This window comes from Pleomorphomonas sp. NRK KF1 (genome assembly GCF_023721755.1).
Taxonomy (GTDB): Bacteria; Pseudomonadota; Alphaproteobacteria; order Rhizobiales; family Pleomorphomonadaceae; genus Pleomorphomonas.
Genome location: NZ_JAMDLH010000003.1, coordinates 158395 through 174881, shown reverse-complemented (window position 1 = coordinate 174881; position 16487 = coordinate 158395). Strand labels below are relative to the sequence as shown.

The window sequence follows — 16487 nt, the reverse complement described above, 5'->3', positions numbered from 1 at the left end:
TTTGAAGGGTGCCGCGACGGCCCGCGAGGATAGAGCACGGCATGAGCGATACGAAGAACACCGACGACAAGAGCACGTCCATGGCGCCCAAGAAGACGCTGACCCTTTCCCGGCGCACCGTTGAGCAGGGAACGGTCAAGCAGAGCTTCAGCCATGGCCGGACGAAGGCCGTCGTGGTGGAGACCAAGAAGTCGCGCAAGCACGGCGAAGGCGGCCCGGCCGAGGGCGGTCAGCCGACGCAGACGACGCAACTTCAGAAGTCGATCTCCGAGAGCCTGAAGCCGCGCCGCGACGCCGCACCCGCCGCGCCGCGCGAACAGCGCCGGCCCGCGCCCGGCGGCATGGTGCTGCGCACGCTCAGCCAGGATGAGATCGAGGCCCGCCAGGCCGCGCTAGCCGAAGCCATCGCTCGCGAGGCCGAGGCCCGCAAGCGCGCCGAGGAAGAGGCAAAGCGCCGCGCCGAGGAAGAGGCCCGTCGCAAGATCGAAGAGGAAGAGCGCGCCAAGCGCGAGGCCGAAGAAGCCGCCGCCCGCGCCATCGAGGAAGCTCGCCTCAAGGCCGAGGAAGAGGCCCGCGCCAAGGAAGCTCCGGCGGAAGTTGCGCCTCCGAAGCCGGCCGAACCCGTCGCTGCCGCCAAGTCTCCCGTCGCCGACAAGAAGCCGGCTCCCGCCGGTGCGCCGCGTCCTGCCGCCGAGACGGCCCCGCGCGGCAAGCTCGCCGGCGATGACGACGAAGAGAATCCGCGCGGCAAGCTGCTTGCCGCCAAGAAGGTGCGCGTGCCCGCGCCCACGCCGGTCAAGAAGGCTGGCGAGGACGATCGGCGCAAGGGCCGTCTGACCATTTCCGCAGCCCTGTCCGGCGACGAGGGTGAGCGCTCCCGTTCGCTCGCGGCGCTGAAGCGCCGGCGCGAGAAGGAGCGGCGCGGCCAGCAGTCCGGCCCGCGTGAGAAGGTGTTGCGCGAGGTGGTCCTGCCCGAGGCGATCACCATTCAGGAGCTGGCCAACCGCATGGCCGAGCGCGCCGTCGATGTCATCCGCCTGCTGATGAAGCAGGGACAGATGCTGAAGATCAACGACGTGATCGACGCCGACACCGCCGAGCTGATCGCCACCGAGATGGGCCATACGGTGAAGCGTGTCTCCGAAGCCGACGTCGAGGAAGGTCTGTTCGATGTGCCCGACGACGCCGCGGACACGCAGCCGCGTCCGCCGGTGGTTACCATCATGGGCCACGTCGACCACGGCAAGACGTCGCTGCTCGATGCGCTGCGCCACGCCAACGTGGTCGCCGGCGAAGCCGGTGGCATCACCCAGCACATCGGCGCCTATCAGGTCGAGCAGAACGGTCAGAAGATCACCTTCATCGACACCCCGGGCCACGCCGCCTTCTCGGCGATGCGCGCTCGCGGCGCCAAGGTGACCGACATCGTCATCCTGGTGGTGGCTGCCGACGATGGCGTCATGCCTCAGACGATCGAGGCGATCAGCCACGCCAAGGCGGCCGGCGTTCCGCTCATCGTCGCCATCAACAAGATCGACAAGCCCGAAGCCAACCCCGAGCGGGTGCGCACCGAACTGCTGCGGCACGAAGTGCAGGTGGAATCGATGGGCGGCGACACGCTCGAAGTGGAAGTCTCGGCCAAGGCCAAGACCAACCTCGACAAGCTGCTCGAAATCATCCTGCTGCAGTCGGAAGTGCTTGAGCTCAAGGCCAATCCAGATCGCGCCGCCGAGGGTATCGTCATCGAGGCCAAGCTCGACAAGGGACGTGGCCCGGTCGCCACCGTGCTGGTCGATCGAGGCACGCTCAAGGTCGGCGACATCATCGTGGCCGGTTCGGAATGGGGTCGCGTCCGCGCGCTCCTCGACGACCATGGCGCCAACGTCAACAACGCTGGCCCGGCCATGCCGGTCGAGGTTCTCGGCTTCCAGGGCACGCCCGATGCCGGCGACCGCGTGGCGGTGGTCGAGAACGAGGCCCGCGCCCGCGAGATTACCGAGTATCGCATCCGTCAGAAGCGCGAGAACGTCGCCAAGCGCGCCTCCGGCTCGCGCGGCTCGCTCGAGCAGATGATGAGCAAGCTTCAGACAGCCGGCAAGAAGGAGTTCCCGTTGGTCGTCAAGACCGACGTGCAGGGCTCTCTCGAAGCCATCGTCGCCTCGCTCGAAAAGCTTGGCAACGAAGAAGTGGCGGCGCGCGTCATTCATGGCGGCGTCGGCGGCGTCACCGAGTCCGACGTCACGCTTGCCTCCGCGTCCGACGCGGCGATCATCGGCTTCAACGTTCGCGCCAACAAGCAGGCGCGCGACGCGGCCGACCGCGACGGCATCGAGATCCGCTACTACAACATCATCTACAACCTCGTCGACGACGTGAAGGCTGCGATGAGCGGCATGCTCACGCCCGAACGGCGCGAAACCTTCCTCGGCAATGCCGAGATCCTGGAGGTGTTCAACATCTCCAAGGTCGGCAAGGTCGCGGGTTGCCGCGTCAGCGAGGGTATGGTGGAGCGTGGCGCCTCGGTTCGCCTGATCCGCGACAACGTGGTTATCCACGAGGGCAAGCTCGGGACGCTCAAGCGCTTCAAGGACGAAGTCAAGGAAGTGCATGCCGGCCAGGAATGCGGCATGAACTTCGAGGCCTACCAGGACATGCGGGCCGGCGACGTCATCGAGTGCTTCCGCGTCGAGGAGATCGCCCGCACGCTGTAATGGCCACCTCGGCGTCCTCAGGGACGCCGGGGACGCCTTCTCGACGGTAAGCCATGACCGACGCCGCCGAACCATCCTCCCCCACCTCGACATCGCGCCGTTTCGTCTTCACGACGACGGAGGCAGACGCAGTTGCGTTGCAGGCACTCCTGAAACCGGCGGATCGTGGCTGGCGCTCGCTTCTTGGTTACGCCTTCGCTTTGCCGCCGCTTGTCATCGTGTCCTGGCTGACCCGAGACGCCGAGTGGCCGGTATGGTTTGCCAGCTTCGGAATTGCAGGACTGGCGGCGTGGCAATTGTCGCGCTTCACCCTGAAGGCCGAGCGATCCCGCGCGGCGCGGCGACACCCGATAGGAGCCGCGCAAGTCGACTATGCCGACGGCCGGTTCGAGGGCACGATTGGGAATGTCCGGATCGATGCCACTGTCAGTCCGGGCGCCCGTATCGAGACCGACGCGGACCATGTCTTTGTTGTCGTCGACGGCCGACCGGCGATCATCCTGCCGCGTTCGACCTTTGCCGACAGAGCCGACATGGACGGGTTCGCAAGGACGCTCCGAGGGTTGGCCGGCACGAACTGAAACGCACCGTCGTGGACCTATTCCCTATGGCCTCGGGTCCACGCACATCCCTATGATCGGTCGTCATCCGAGCGAGAGACGCCCAACCGAGGTTCCTATCATGGTCCAGCACGGACAAGGCCAGGGGCAGGCCCGAGCCCCCTCTCAACGGCAGCTTCGCGTGGGCGAACTGGTTCGTCACGCACTTGCCGAGATCCTGGCGCGCGGCGAGTTGATGGACGACGAAGTGACCCGGATGATGATCACCGTACCCGAGGTGCGCGTGAGCCCGGACCTTCGCAACGCCACCGTCTACATCACGCCGCTTGGCGGCGGCGATCCGAAACAGGCGGAAAAGTCGATGTCCCGCAACGCGCGCTGGCTGCGCGGCCAGGTGGCGCGTCGGATCAATCTCAAGTTCGCGCCCGAACTGGTCTTCCGCTACGACGACCGTTTCGACGAAACCGATCATATCGAGGCGCTGTTGCATTCGCCGGACGTGGCGCGTGACCTTGATGGGGGCAAACAGTCCCAAGACGACGCAGGCAAGGGCGGTACGGGCACAGACCACTGACAAATCCCGTCAGCAGTGCAACTGACAAATCCTGACAGGTCCCGAGTCGAAGCTTCTTCCAGTGCGCCGCAAACGCGGCAGCAAGGAGGGAGCTTCATGACCGACGATCGCATCACGTTCCACTACGCCCCGCAGACCCGCGCATTCGGTACCCGATTTCTTCTGGAAGAGCTTGGTGTGCCCTATGAGCTTCATGTCATGGACACTCGGGTCGGCGACCAGCTGAAGCCCGACTATCTCGCCGTCAATCCGATGGGCAAGGTGCCCGCGATCAGCCATCGAGGCGTCGTGGTGACGGAACAGGCCGCAATCGCACTTTATCTTGGGGATCAGTTCGCGGAGGCGGGATTGGCGCCGGGCCTGAACGATCCTCGTCGTGGCGACTATCTGCGCTGGATGGTGTTCTACGGTTCCTGCTTCGAACCGGCGCTGGTCGACCACGCCATGAAGCGGCCGCCGCTGCCGCGAAACAATTCTCCCTACGCCGACTACGAAACGGTCGTGGCCATCGTCAACGAGCATGTCGGTCGCACGTCGTCCTTCTGGCTCGGCGAAGATTTCTCGGTCGCCGATGCTCTGTGGGGATCGGCGCTGTTCTGGGTCACCAATTTCGGCATCTTCGAAAAGACGCCCGGAGTGGCAGCCTATATCGAACGGGTGACGAGCCGTCCCGCCTTCCGAAAGGCCCAGGCCGACGAAGCGGCGTTGGTCGCCGCGCGCGACCGCGCGGGCTAAGGTCAGAACAGCCGAAGGCCGGCAACACCAGCCATCACCAGCAGGGCGGCGGCAACCCGTCGCCCGCCAATGCTCTCGCCAAACACCAGCCGCGACAGCGCGAGTGCGAAGATGATCGACGTCTCGCGGAGCGCAGCGACCGGAGCGACGGCCGCCCGCGTCATTGCCCACAAGGCGACCCCATAGGAAAGCGTGGTCGCCGCCCCGCCGACGAGCCCGAGCCCCAGCGTTCGGACACTGAGCTTCGGACGCGCCCGCCCGGCGAAGACGACGGCCGTGGTGACCACGCCGGTCAAGATGGCCAGCAGCAAGGCGTAGGCAACCGGCGCCCCCGAAAGGCGCACGCCGCTGGCGTCCACCAGCGTATAGGCAGCGATGACCAGGGCATTGCAGAGCGCCGTGGCGGTTCCGGCGGTGGCCAACGGCTGCCGAAACGCGCCAAGAGCGAGAGCCCCGATACCAGCCGAAATCAGGCCGATCGCCATCCACTGTCCGATCCTCAGCGTCTCGCCGAAAACCGTGGCGCCCACCAAGGCCACCACGAGCGGCGCCGCACCTCGCATTAGGGGATAGGCGAGGCTCATGTCGACGACGCGATAGGCACGGGCGATCAACAGGAAATAGACGCTCTGGAGCAGCACCGATGCGCAGAGAAATGGCCAGCTTTCCGGCGCCGGCATTGGCTGAAATGGCAGGATGACCGCGGCGACGAGGGCGGCGCCGATGGCAACGGAAACCGTCATGGCGAGTTTGTCGGCCGCACCCTTGATCAGAACGTTCCAGCCGGCATGCACCAGGGCAGCGGCAAGAACGGCTGCGAAGACCCCGAGTGACATATGAGCTCCTGAAGAATCGCCTGTGACGGCGACGGCACCATTTCACGCCCGCCGCATCGCCGCAATCTTCTGGCCTTGCCTTCCCCCGGCCAGCGGTGTAGGAGCGCGCCTTCCGGACGAAACGTCCGCCGTCTTTTCCGCCGCGCCGGGTTCCACCCCCGACCGGCGAGCGCAGGAACCAGGTATGGCACGCAAGAAAAAAGGCACGGTCCACGGCTGGGTGGTGCTCGACAAGCCCTATGGCATGACCTCGACGCAGGCGGTCGGCGCCATGAAGCGCATCTTCGGCACGCCCAAGGCGGGGCACGCCGGCACGCTCGACCCGCTCGCTTCCGGCATGCTGCCGATCGCGCTGGGCGAGGCGACCAAGACGGTGCCCTACGTGATGGATGGCGACAAGCTCTACCGGTTTACCGTGCGCTGGGGGGCGGAGACGTCGACCGACGACGCCGAGGGCGAGGTGGTCCGTGCCTCCGATCATCGGCCGACGGCCGAGGATATCGATGCCGTGCTCGACGAGTTCGAGGGAGAGATCCTTCAAACACCCCCCGCTTTCTCGGCGATCAAGGTCGACGGCGAGCGCGCCTATGATCTCGCCCGTGCTGGCGAGACGGTGGAACTGGAAGCCCGGCCGGTGACGGTTCATCGACTCGACCTGATCGATTGCCCCGACGCGGATACCGCCGTCTTCGAAGCCGAATGCGGCAAGGGCACCTATGTGCGCGCCATCGCCCGCGACATGGGCCGACGTCTTGGAACCGCCGGGCACGTGATAGAACTCAGGCGGCTTGTCGTCGGCCCCTTCGGCGAGGAAGACATGGTGACCATCGACGCGCTGCAGGGGGCGCTCGAGGCCGACGGCGATGCCTTGTCGCTGTTGACGCCGATCGAGGGCGCGCTTGCCAACCTGCCGCAGCTCGATGTCACCTCCGACCAGGCCGTCCGCCTCAGGAACGGCAATCCGGTTCTGTTGCGCGGTCGCGATGCACCCGTCGAAGAGGCGGCCGTTGGCGTATTCGAACGTGGCCGGCTGATGGCGATTGCCAAGGTGGAGCACGGCGAACTGAAGCCGATCAGGCTCATCCTCCCGGACTGAATAGGCGAATGGAGCTTTTCCGGCTCCGCATTGCCGCTGGCTTTCGGAAGGGTTTTCATGTAGAGAAACCGCAACCTGCTGATACAGGTTGCGCCGACCCGGCTGGACGACATCCCGGCCGGGCCATTTTTGTTATTCAACGACAAGGAGTCACCGATGTCGATCACTGCCGAGCGCAAGGCCGCTCTCATCAAGGAATACGCTACCCTCGAGGGCGACACCGGCTCGCCGGAAGTCCAGGTCGCGATCCTGTCGGAGCGCATCTCCAACCTCACCGAGCACTTCAAGAGCCACGCCAAGGACAACCATTCCCGCCGCGGCCTCCTGAAGCTGGTGAGCCAGCGTCGTCAGCTTCTGGACTACCTGAAGCGCAAGGACGCGTCGCGCTACACCGCGTTGATCAGCCGCCTCGGCCTGCGCCGCTGACGGTTTGCCGGAGGGGCGGTCCGCCGCCCTTCCCCTTCGCCGCTTCGGTTCTTCTCCGAGGCGGCTCCGGTTTCCCGCCGCCCTGAGACGAGGGCGCGGGTCCGCCCGCAGAAGCGGGCAAGAACGACAGGCGCCGTCGCCCCGCCGGGGCGAGCGCCGCTCCGGCGTGTTCCGCACCCTGGGGCAGGATTGCCAGACGCTCGCCTCGGCTGGAGAGGAGCGTCTCGTCGTCTTGCCCGTGGGCCGCGCGCCGGACCAGACAAGAACGGAACAAACGCATGTTCGATATCCAGAAAGTCGAGATCGACTGGGCCGGCCAGAAGCTGACCCTTGAGACGGGCCGTGTTGCTCGCCAGGCCGATGGCGCGGTGCTCGCGACGCTCGGCGAAACGTCGGTCCTCGCCACCGTGGTTTCCGCCAAGCAGCCGAAGCCCGGTCAGGACTTCTTCCCGCTGACCGTCAATTACGAAGAGAAGGCCTTCGCCGCCGGCAAGATCCCTGGCGGCTATTTCAAGCGCGAAGGCCGCCCGGCCGAGCACGAAGTGCTCACCTCGCGCCTGATCGATCGCCCGATCCGCCCGCTGTTCCCCGATGGCTACAAGTGCGACACTCAGGTGATCGTCACCGTTCTCAGCCATGACATGGTGAACGCCCCTGACATTCTCGCCCTGGTCGCCGCTTCGGCTGCACTGACCATCTCCGGCGTGCCTTTCATGGGCCCGGTGGGCGCTGCTCGCGTCGGCCTGATCGAAGGCGCCTACGTGCTCAATCCGCCGGTTGACAAGATGGTCGATTCGAAGCTCGACCTCGTGGTCGCCGGTACGGGCGATGCCGTATTGATGGTTGAGTCCGAAGCTCAGGAGCTCGACGAAGACACCATGCTCGGCGCCGTGATGTTCGGTCATCGTGGCTTCCAGCCGGTGATCGACGCCATCATCCGCCTGGCCGAGCGCGCCGCCAAGGAGCCGCGCGAGTTCGCCGCCAAGGACGTGTCCGAGGTCGAGCAGGCGGTGCTGGCCATTGCCGAGCAGGATCTGCGCGACGCCTACAAGATCACCGCCAAGCAGGAGCGCTACGCTGCCGTGGACGCCGCCCGCGCCAAGGTGATGGGCGAGCTGTTCCCGGAAGGCGCCGAGCCGCGCTTCGACAAGGAGACGGTGTCCAACGTCTTCCACGACCTGCAGGCGAAGATCGTCCGCTGGAACGTGCTCGACACCGGCCTGCGCATCGACGGCCGCGACACCAAGACCGTCCGCCCGATCGTGGCCGAAGTCGGCGTACTGCCGCGCGCCCATGGTTCGGCCCTGTTCACCCGTGGCGAGACGCAGGCCCTCGTGGTCGCCACCCTCGGCACCGGCGAGGACGAGCAGTTCATCGAGACGCTGGAAGGCACCCGCAAGGAACGCTTCCTGCTTCACTACAACTTCCCGCCCTTCTCCGTCGGTGAAACCGGCCGCATCGGTTCGCCCGGCCGTCGCGAGATCGGCCACGGCAAGCTTGCCTGGCGCGCCATCCATCCGGAGCTGCCGGCCCATCACGAGTTCCCCTACACCATCCGCGTGGTGTCGGAGATCACCGAGTCCAACGGTTCGTCGTCGATGGCCACCGTCTGCGGCTCATCGCTGGCCCTCATGGACGCTGGCGTTCCGCTGAAGGCACCGACCGCCGGCATCGCCATGGGCCTGATCAAGGAAGGCGACCGCTTCGCGGTGCTGTCCGACATCCTCGGTGACGAGGATCACCTCGGCGACATGGACTTCAAGGTGGCCGGTACGGCCGCCGGCATCACCTCGCTGCAGATGGACATCAAGATCACCGGCATCACCGAGGAGATCATGAAGGTCGCCCTCGCCCAGGCCAAGGGTGGTCGCGAGCATATCCTCGGCGAGATGTCCAAGGCGCTCACCGGCGCCCGCTCTTCGATCGGCGAGCATGCCCCGCGCATCGAAGTGATGAAGATCAACCCCGACAAGATCCGTGAAGTGATCGGCTCGGGCGGCAAGGTCATCCGCGAGATCGTCGAGAAGACCGGCGCCAAGATCGACATCCAGGACGACGGCACCGTCAAGTTCGCCTCGTCGGACCTGAAGGCGATCACCGCCGCCATGAACTGGGTGAAGGGCATCGCCGCCGAGCCGGAAGTCGGCGCTATCTATGAAGGCACCGTCGTGAAGTGCGTCGACTTCGGAGCATTCGTCAACTTCTTCGGCACCCGCGACGGCCTCGTCCATGTCTCCCAGCTCGCTCCGCAGCGCGTCCAGAACGTCAAGGACGTCGTCAAGGAAGGCGACAAGGTGTGGGTCAAGCTGATGGGCTTCGACGAGCGCGGCAAGGTGCGCCTGTCGATGAAGGTGGTCGACCAGGCCACCGGCCAGGAAATCAAGGCGGAAGAGAAGGCCGAGCCGAAGGACGAGTAACCTCGCCTCTGGTTTGGATATTGACGGCCGGTGGGAATCTCCCACCGGCCGTTTTCATTCGGTCATGCGCGGCCGCCTGACCTCGGCTCCGCGCTGTGCTTTGCAGCCTTCCGCACTTGACAGGGGGCCGCCGCTGGCCCTTGATGCGCGCCGACGAGAGCGCCGCGAAGCGGCTGCATCCAGGACGATATTCATGCTGGCCAAGACCGACGATCTGCCCCACGAAATCCGCTACACCAAGACCGATGCCATCATCTCTGCGGTCGGTGCGACCTTGCTGATCGTCTCGGAGATGCTTGCGGCCATCGTCGCCTTTGCCTGGGCGATCGGCAGCATGCTCGGGCTCGGCGAGACCACGTTCCTGATCTTCGTCGGCATCATGGCAGTCCCCGGCCTTGTGCTGTCGTTTGGGCTCACCCGACGCATCCTGCGCGTCGAGCATTCCCTTCGCGACAGCGGAAAGTTCTGAATTTCAGTTCATGGTTCGATTTCGGGGCGTGGCGTTTGCCGCGCCCTTTTCGTTTGGAAAACAGCTGAGCTTTCCCGGAGATTCGCACGAGGGGATCGACTGCACCACATCCGACTGCCGAGGGCGCTTTCAGCCTGGGAAGTTATGACCAGGCCGGCAACCTTTCGCTTACCGAAGCCACCGCTTTGGTCGAATCGACCGAATGTCCACGTTGTCATAACGCAAAGACATGCTATTTCCACAGATGTAGGCTGGCCCTGCGAAAGGAGAGTCCGATGATTTTTCCCCGGGAACTCGTCGCTAGAATCGACGTCAGCCTGACTCGCATGCAGACCGGACAATCGCTCTTGGATGGACTTGACGAGATCGCCACCGTGGCACTTGGCCTGGCCAAGGGTGACCGAGATGTGGCACGCGGACTGATCCTCAACGATTTCGAAGACTGGCTGTCGCGCACGGGCCGTCTGAACTCCAGTTACAGCTTCGCCAGCTACCCGCAGTTCCGGAAAGGCAAGCGTCGGGGCAGCCTGTTCAGCGCCTTGGCCTGGACCTACCTGCTGCCCAAGCGCACGATTTCCTTGCACCACTACGCCTGAGCCGGTCAGCGTTCGCCGCGGCGGTAGGGTTGCATCAACGCCTGCGGCACGCGAGCGCGCCGGGCCATGACACAGAGAGCCACGATCGACAGAATATAAGGCGTCATCAGGAACACCTGATAGGGAACGCCATCGACCGCAGTCTGCAAGCGCAGCTGAAACGCATCGAAGAAAGCGAACAGCAGCGCACCGAACAGGGCCCGTCCCGGCCGCCAGGACGCGAAGACGACGAGCGCGATGCAGATCCAGCCGCGCCCTTGGACCATGGTCGGGAAAAAGCTGTTGAACGCCGACAGCGTCAGGAAAGCGCCGCCGACGGCCATCAGCGCCGAACCGACGATCACCGCCCCATAACGCACCGCCATCGGATTGACGCCCTGCGCTTCGGCGGCATGCGGATTTTCGCCGGTCATCCGGATGGCGAGGCCCAGTGGCGTGCGGAAGACGACATAGGCAAGCAGGAGCGCAAGCAGAAGGGCAAGATAGGTCGGCGGCGTTTGCGCCGACAGGATAGGTCCGACGAACGGCAGGTCGGCGAGACCCGGCACGGTCACCGGCGCGAAGGGTTCGATGGTCGGCGGACTGCCAGACAGCGGCACGATCAGACGGAAGAGATAGTAGCTGAAGCTGGATGCGAACAGCGTGACGCCCAGGCCCGAGACGTGCTGGGAAAGACCGAGAGTCACAGTCAACGCCGCATGGAGGAGGCCGAACACGCCACCGGCCAGCGCAGCGACCAACAAGCCTGTCCAGAGATCCGCGCCGTGATAGACGGCGAGCCAACCGGCCATGGCACCGAAGGTCATGATCCCCTCGATGCCGAGATTGAGAACGCCAGCGCGTTCGCAAAGCAGAGCCCCCAAGGTGCCGAAGATCAGCGGCGTGGCGATCCGCAACACGGCCGCCCACAGGCCTGCCGAGGCGATGATGTCGAGGACGATGCTCATCGGCGGATCCTGTATTGGGCGAAGAATACCGCCACCAGCATGGTGATCAACGACAAGGCCACGGTGACGTCGGCGATATAGGTCGGGATTTTCAGCGCCCGGCTCATGCCGTCGGCACCAACGAACATGGTGGCCGTGAACAGCGCCGCCAGTACGACGCCAAGGGGATGGAGCCCAGCCAGCATGGCGACGACGATGCCGGAATAGCCAAAGCCGGGCGACAGATCCGTGGTGACATATCCTTTGACGCCGAGAACCTCGACAGCGCCGGCAAGCCCGGCAAGACCACCGGACAGACAGGCGACCAGGAAGAGGGTTCGGGCCAGCGGCACGCCAGCAAAGACGGCTCCCTCGGGGCTCAGGCCGGCAGCGCGGGACTTCAGCCCGAATACCGTGCGGCTCTGGACGAAGTGGACGACGAAGGCGAGGACGAGCGCAATGGCAAAGCCCCAGTGCAGACGCGATCGCGCCACCAGCTTCGGAAGCATGGCCGCGTCGGCGACGGACTGGCTCTGCGGCCAGCCAAAAGCCAGCGGGTCCTTCAACGGCCCGTCGATCAGCATCGAGACGACAAGCACGGCGACGAAGTTGAGAAGCAGGCTGGTCACCACCTCGTCGACTGAGAACCTCAGCCTCAGCCACAGCGGCATGATCAGGAGGATCATTCCGGCAACAGCACCGCTGAGCAGGAGCAGGGGAATGGACAGATAGCCGGGCGCACCGGCCAAAAGCTGAGATCCGACGGCGGCCGTAGCGATGGCGCCGAGATAGAACTGCCCCTCGCCGCCGATGTTCCAGACGCGGGCGCGGAAGGCGACGGCGGCGGCAAGGCCGGTCAGCATCAGCGGCGTGGCCCGCGTCAGTGTTTCGGTGGCCGACAGCCGAGAGCCGAAGGCCCCGACCAGGATGCGCCAATAGGCCTCCATCACCGGCGCACCGGCGGTGGCAATCAGCAAACCGGAGAGGACCAAAGCAGCGGCGATGGCAAGAGGCGGCGTCAGAATGATCAGGGCAAGCGGGCGATGCTCGCGGCGTTCAAAGCGCATCAGGCCGCCTCTTTCTTCCAGGCGCCGGCCATCATCAGGCCAAGCGCCCGCGCATCCACCTCGTCCGCCGAGACCGGCGGAGAGAGGCGGCCACCAACGATGGCCTGGATACGGTCGGCAAGCCCGATGACCTCATCGAGATCTTCGGAAATGAGCAACACGGCGGTACCCGCCTTTCTGGCTTCGAGAATGCGGGCATGGACAGCGGCGACCGCCCCCTCGTCAAGTCCGCGCGCCGGCTGGGCGGCGATCAGGATGCGCGGCCGCTCGGCAAGGTTTCGGCCCAGTATCAGCTTTTGCATGTTGCCACCGGAAAGGAGGCGCGTACGGGTGCGAGCCCCGCCGCCACGCACGTCGAAATCGCGGACGATGGTCTCGGCGAAGGCGATGGCCGCCGCCCTGTCGACGAGACCTCGGCGGGAGAAGCGCGGCTCGTCGATGCGTTCCAGCACGGCGTTCTCCCAGACCGCCATCTCGCCGATCGCCCCTTCGCGCGTTCGATCCTCGGGAATGCGGCCAATGCCGGAGGCAACGGTGTCGGCAACGGAGAGATTGCCGATGGCTTCCCCGTAAAGCAGGATGTCGCCCGAACTGCGTGCGAGCGTGCCGGACAGCAGGCTTGCCAACGCCGCCTGGCCATTGCCGGAGACGCCGATGATGCCGAGTATCTCTCCTGCATGCAGGCGGAAGCTGACCTCCTTCAGGCGATCGACGCCGTCAATGCGAACCGACACCGCCGCCGCTTCCAGCACCGGCTCTCCGCGTTCATGCGCCTCGCGAATGGGCCGGGCAACCCTGTGACCGACCATCAGCTCGGCCAGTTCGGCCTTCGACGTTTCGGCCGCACGACGCTCGGCCACCACCTTGCCGCCCCGCAGCACGACGACGCGATCGGCCGCCGCCATGACCTCGTCGAGCTTGTGGGAGATGAAGATCAGGGACAGGCCCTGCCGCGCCATCTCTTTCAGGGTGCCGAACAGCGTCTCGGCTTCCAGATTGGTCAGCACCGCCGTCGGTTCGTCGAGGATCAGGATGCGCGCGTCGTTATAGAGCGCCTTGAGTATCTCGACGCGCTGCTGTTCGCCGACCGAAAGATCGCCGAGGCGGGCATCGGGATCGACGGCAAGGCCGAAGCGCTCGGCAAGCGCCTTAAGCTTTGCCCTGGCACGGCCGGCTTCCGAGCGGAGCGACCAAAGCTTCTCGGTGCCGGTCATGACGTTTTCCAGCACGGTCAGATTGGGGGCCAGCGAGAAATGCTGATGGACCATGCCGATGCCGGCATGGATGGCAGCGCGCGGCCGACCGGGGGGCAGATCGGCGCCGGAGAAGCGGATGCACCCTTCGTCGGGCATGTAGTGGCCGAACAGAATGCTCATGAGCGTCGTCTTGCCGGCGCCATTCTCGCCGAGCAGGGCAACGATCTCGCCCCGCGCCAGTGTCATCGAGATGGCGTCGTTGGCCTTGTTGTCACCGAAGCTCTTGCTGACGCCGTCGATCTCCAGAACGGTTTCGGTCATGACGGCAGTCCTGCGATGGGAAAGGCATGCTGCCAGCGGCCATCCGCTTCAAGCGTCGCCGCGAGCGCCAGAAGCTGGAGGTCGGCACCAAGCGGTGCAAACATCTGTACCGGTAGCGGCAACCCATCGGCGTCGACGCCGAACGGCAGCGTCAAGGCCGGGAAGCCGGAGATGTTGGCAAGCGTGGCGAGCGGGGCCAGCGAAACCATGCGCCTGAGATGAAGATCCGTATCGGCGTGGTCGAACGGGAACGAACCGATCGGCGGAGGCGGCGACGCCAGCATCGGCGTCAACAGGACGTCGATCCGATCGAACAGACGCCAAAGGTTGCGCGACACCAGAACGCCCGCGGTCTGCGACCGCCAGAGATCGGCGGCGGAAAGGGCCCTGCCCCGCGCCGCAAAAGCCTGGGTTACAGGTTCGGCGAGCGCGATGTCGATGCCGGGCGTCTCCGAGAGCGTTGCGAGGTTAGTGCAGACGAGATCGTAAAACAGCGCGGCGGACGCCTTCACCATGGCCTCGACATCCGACCAGGCGACGGGCACGAGCCTGTGGCCGCGGGTCTCCAGAAACTGACCAGCCGTTTCGATGGCGGCGGAACGCTCGGGCGTCGTCGGCAAGTCTGCCCCCGTTTCGCAGAGAACGCCAACTCTGAGAGCCCCGGTCCTCGGTTCGGCCAGGCCGACATCGGCGAAAGGACCGCGCGTCCTGCCGCTGACCGCCGCGAGCAGGGCGGCGCTGTCGCGGACGCTGCGCGAGACGCAGAGCTCCGAGGCGATGCCCCCCAGGTGGTTGCCGAAGGCAGGCCCGGCCGGCATGACGCCACGGCTGGGCTTCAGCCCGACCAGACCGCAGCAGGCGGCCGGCACCCGAATGGAGCCTCCGGCGTCCGTAGCGTGAGCGATGGCGACGATGCCCGCGGCTACGGCCGCCGCCGCCCCTCCCGACGACCCGCCGGGCGTACGCGCAGGATCGAGGGGGTTGCGAGCAAGCGGACCGATCGCCGGCTCGCTTGCCAGCGCCAGACCGAACTCCGGCGCGGTTGTCAGCCCAAAAGGCAACAGGCCGGCCGCCCGAAAGCGCCGCGCCAGATCGGAGTCGGGTGCGTCGGGCCGATCGCGAGAAAACAGTCGCGAGCCGGCAACAACCGGCAGCCCGGCAAATGGTCCGCCGAGATCCTTGGCGAGTGTCGGAACGCCGCAAAACGGACGCGCGGCGAATCGTACTGGATCGGCAAGACACTCGGCATCGGCGGCGCTCGCCTCCCGTTCCGCCAGTTCGGCGTCGACATGGCAAAGCGCGCCGAGATCGGCATGCGACGCGGCAGCGGCGAGCGAAGCCGCCATGGCCTCGCCGGCAGTGAGGCGACCGTCACGGATCGCCCCGGCCAGTGCTGTCGCGTCGCCCTTCATCGGCCGACTTACTTCGGCTCGGCGGTGTCGCGCGGCACCTCGAAGGCGCCGGACTTGATCTTCGCCCTCACCTCTTCCATCGCCGCCTCGGCATCGGCCGGCGCGACGCCCTTGGCATAGGCGATATCGCTGCCGCCTTCCTTCATCAGGCCGAAGGCGGTGTAGTCCTTGCCGACGGGCTTGCCGGCGGCGGCATCGGCAACGGCGGCGTTGAGGATCGGCCGGAAGCCCCAGAGGGCGTTGGCGAAGACGGTGTCGGGATAGCGTGGTGTGTAATCGATCAGCGACCCCACGGCCTTGATGCCGCGCTCCTTGGCAGCGTCGGCGGTGCCGATGCGCTCACCGAACAGAATGTCGGCGCCGGCATCGATCTGGGCAAGGCCGGCCTCGCGGGCCTTTGGCGGATCGAAGAAGGTACCGATGAAGGTGACGAGATGTTTCGCCTCGGGGTTGACCGCCTTGACGCCCGCGGCGAAGGCGTTGATCAGCATGTTGACCTCGGGGATCGGCATGGCGCCGACCGAACCGACGACGTTGGACTTGGTCATCTTGCCGGCCAGCATGCCGGCGAGATAGGCGCCGTCATGATTCCAGGTGCCGAAAACACCGAAGTTGTCGCCGGCCGCCTCGCCCGACGAGCCGAGCACGAAAGCCGTTTCGGGGTAATCGGCGGCCACCTGACGCGCCTCTTTCTCTACGGCATAGGCCTCGCCGATGATCAGCTTGTTGCCGGCTTCGGCATATTCGCGCATGGCGCGCGGATAGTCGGTGCCCGAAACGCCTTCGGAGAAAGTATACTCGATGGCGCCCTCGGCGGCCGCATCCTGCAAGGCCTTGTGCAGGCAAGAGTTCCAGGCATTCTCGACCGGCGAAGCGTGAATGCCGGCCACCTTCAGCGGCGTGGCGGCCCGAACCGGCAGCACGAGGCCACCGACGCCGAGTGCAAGGCCCGAGGCCAGCACGGCGCGGCGGGAAAGACGAAAGTCCCTGTTCATGGAGATCCCCTCTGGCTTTTTGATTGTGTTTTGAAAGCCCTATCAGTGCCTAAACTTTTGTCAAGTTATCGTTGGGCACAAAATTAGGCACATCAAAAGCCAAGTAGGGAGGCAACACACTTCCAGCTGTAAATTCGGGATATACGCGCC

At 65.6% G+C, this 16487-nt stretch carries 15 protein-coding genes; 9 read left to right on the top strand and 6 right to left on the bottom strand.

Translation table 11 applies throughout. The features are described 5' to 3' along the window. The first annotated feature begins 41 nt into the window (after positions 1-41). From infB to M4J39_RS10235, 4 genes are all read left to right on the top strand, one after another. Complete coding sequence (gene infB, locus M4J39_RS10250; RefSeq protein WP_251727748.1) at positions 42-2711, top strand: translation initiation factor IF-2; 2670 nt, start codon at positions 42-44, stop codon at positions 2709-2711. Positions 2712-2764: 53 nt separating this feature from the next. Continuing rightward, positions 2765-3292 (top strand): hypothetical protein, encoded by a 528-nt coding sequence (locus tag M4J39_RS10245; RefSeq protein WP_251727747.1) that lies wholly within the window; start codon positions 2765-2767, stop codon positions 3290-3292. A 100-nt stretch (positions 3293-3392) separates the two neighbouring features. Beyond that, positions 3393-3845, top strand: coding sequence for a 30S ribosome-binding factor RbfA (gene rbfA, locus M4J39_RS10240; protein WP_251727746.1), 453 nt, complete (start codon positions 3393-3395; stop codon positions 3843-3845). A gap of 96 nt (positions 3846-3941) precedes the next feature. Continuing rightward, on the top strand, positions 3942-4580 hold the full coding sequence (locus tag M4J39_RS10235; protein ID WP_251727745.1) for a glutathione S-transferase family protein: 639 nt from the start codon (positions 3942-3944) through the stop codon (positions 4578-4580). Positions 4581-4582: 2 nt separating this feature from the next. Here the strand turns inward: M4J39_RS10235 and M4J39_RS10230 are convergent, their stop codons facing one another. Further along, a complete protein-coding gene (locus M4J39_RS10230; RefSeq protein ID WP_251727744.1) occupies positions 4583-5416 on the bottom strand; it encodes an SMR family transporter in 834 nt (277 codons plus the stop codon). A 184-nt stretch (positions 5417-5600) separates the two neighbouring features. Here M4J39_RS10230 and truB point away from each other — a divergent pair, with 184 nt between their 5' ends. From truB to M4J39_RS10205, 5 genes are all read left to right on the top strand, one after another. Next, positions 5601-6512, top strand: coding sequence for a tRNA pseudouridine(55) synthase TruB (gene truB / locus M4J39_RS10225; RefSeq protein WP_251727743.1), 912 nt, complete (start codon positions 5601-5603; stop codon positions 6510-6512). A gap of 156 nt (positions 6513-6668) precedes the next feature. Beyond that, positions 6669-6938: a 30S ribosomal protein S15 gene (gene rpsO, locus M4J39_RS10220; protein ID WP_251727742.1), complete on the top strand. Its 270-nt coding sequence runs from the start codon at positions 6669-6671 to the stop codon at positions 6936-6938. 278 nt (positions 6939-7216) lie between these two features. Continuing rightward, complete coding sequence (gene pnp / locus M4J39_RS10215; RefSeq protein WP_251727741.1) at positions 7217-9355, top strand: polyribonucleotide nucleotidyltransferase; 2139 nt, start codon at positions 7217-7219, stop codon at positions 9353-9355. Positions 9356-9548: 193 nt separating this feature from the next. Next, positions 9549-9824 carry a hypothetical protein gene (locus M4J39_RS10210; protein WP_251727740.1) on the top strand — a complete coding sequence of 92 codons (276 nt, stop codon included), beginning with the start codon at positions 9549-9551 and terminating at the stop codon, positions 9822-9824. A gap of 275 nt (positions 9825-10099) precedes the next feature. After that, positions 10100-10420: a hypothetical protein gene (locus M4J39_RS10205; RefSeq protein ID WP_251727739.1), complete on the top strand. Its 321-nt coding sequence runs from the start codon at positions 10100-10102 to the stop codon at positions 10418-10420. A 5-nt stretch (positions 10421-10425) separates the two neighbouring features. Here the strand turns inward: M4J39_RS10205 and M4J39_RS10200 are convergent, their stop codons facing one another. Genes M4J39_RS10200 through M4J39_RS10180 form a run of 5 tightly spaced genes read right to left on the bottom strand, consistent with a single transcriptional unit; the run spans position 10426 to position 16337 of the window. Further along, positions 10426-11367 carry an ABC transporter permease gene (locus M4J39_RS10200; protein ID WP_251727738.1) on the bottom strand — a complete coding sequence of 314 codons (942 nt, stop codon included), beginning with the start codon at positions 11365-11367 and terminating at the stop codon, positions 10426-10428. Beyond that, positions 11364-12413, bottom strand: coding sequence for an ABC transporter permease (locus M4J39_RS10195; protein WP_251727737.1), 1050 nt, complete (start codon positions 12411-12413; stop codon positions 11364-11366). Before M4J39_RS10195 ends, M4J39_RS10200 begins: the two co-directional genes overlap by 4 nt. Next, complete coding sequence (locus M4J39_RS10190) at positions 12413-13930, bottom strand: ABC transporter ATP-binding protein (RefSeq protein ID WP_251727736.1); 1518 nt, start codon at positions 13928-13930, stop codon at positions 12413-12415. Before M4J39_RS10190 ends, M4J39_RS10195 begins: the two co-directional genes overlap by 1 nt. After that, positions 13927-15342, bottom strand: coding sequence for an amidase (locus M4J39_RS10185; protein ID WP_251727735.1), 1416 nt, complete (start codon positions 15340-15342; stop codon positions 13927-13929). Before M4J39_RS10185 ends, M4J39_RS10190 begins: the two co-directional genes overlap by 4 nt. An 8-nt stretch (positions 15343-15350) precedes the next feature. Next, entirely contained in the window at positions 15351-16337 is a 987-nt protein-coding gene (locus tag M4J39_RS10180) for a BMP family protein (RefSeq protein ID WP_251727734.1), read from the bottom strand. Positions 16338-16487 lie beyond the last annotated feature (150 nt).

Coding starts and splice junctions, on each gene's coding strand:
- infB (WP_251727748.1), top strand. CDS start 42: ATGAGCGATACGAAGAACACCGACGACAAGAGCACGTCCATGGCGCCC.
- M4J39_RS10245 (WP_251727747.1), top strand. CDS start 2,765: ATGACCGACGCCGCCGAACCATCCTCCCCCACCTCGACATCGCGCCGT.
- rbfA (WP_251727746.1), top strand. CDS start 3,393: ATGGTCCAGCACGGACAAGGCCAGGGGCAGGCCCGAGCCCCCTCTCAA.
- M4J39_RS10235 (WP_251727745.1), top strand. CDS start 3,942: ATGACCGACGATCGCATCACGTTCCACTACGCCCCGCAGACCCGCGCA.
- M4J39_RS10230 (WP_251727744.1), bottom strand. CDS start 5,416: ATGTCACTCGGGGTCTTCGCAGCCGTTCTTGCCGCTGCCCTGGTGCAT.
- truB (WP_251727743.1), top strand. CDS start 5,601: ATGGCACGCAAGAAAAAAGGCACGGTCCACGGCTGGGTGGTGCTCGAC.
- rpsO (WP_251727742.1), top strand. CDS start 6,669: ATGTCGATCACTGCCGAGCGCAAGGCCGCTCTCATCAAGGAATACGCT.
- pnp (WP_251727741.1), top strand. CDS start 7,217: ATGTTCGATATCCAGAAAGTCGAGATCGACTGGGCCGGCCAGAAGCTG.
- M4J39_RS10210 (WP_251727740.1), top strand. CDS start 9,549: ATGCTGGCCAAGACCGACGATCTGCCCCACGAAATCCGCTACACCAAG.
- M4J39_RS10205 (WP_251727739.1), top strand. CDS start 10,100: ATGATTTTTCCCCGGGAACTCGTCGCTAGAATCGACGTCAGCCTGACT.
- M4J39_RS10200 (WP_251727738.1), bottom strand. CDS start 11,367: ATGAGCATCGTCCTCGACATCATCGCCTCGGCAGGCCTGTGGGCGGCC.
- M4J39_RS10195 (WP_251727737.1), bottom strand. CDS start 12,413: ATGCGCTTTGAACGCCGCGAGCATCGCCCGCTTGCCCTGATCATTCTG.
- M4J39_RS10190 (WP_251727736.1), bottom strand. CDS start 13,930: ATGACCGAAACCGTTCTGGAGATCGACGGCGTCAGCAAGAGCTTCGGT.
- M4J39_RS10185 (WP_251727735.1), bottom strand. CDS start 15,342: ATGAAGGGCGACGCGACAGCACTGGCCGGGGCGATCCGTGACGGTCGC.
- M4J39_RS10180 (WP_251727734.1), bottom strand. CDS start 16,337: ATGAACAGGGACTTTCGTCTTTCCCGCCGCGCCGTGCTGGCCTCGGGC.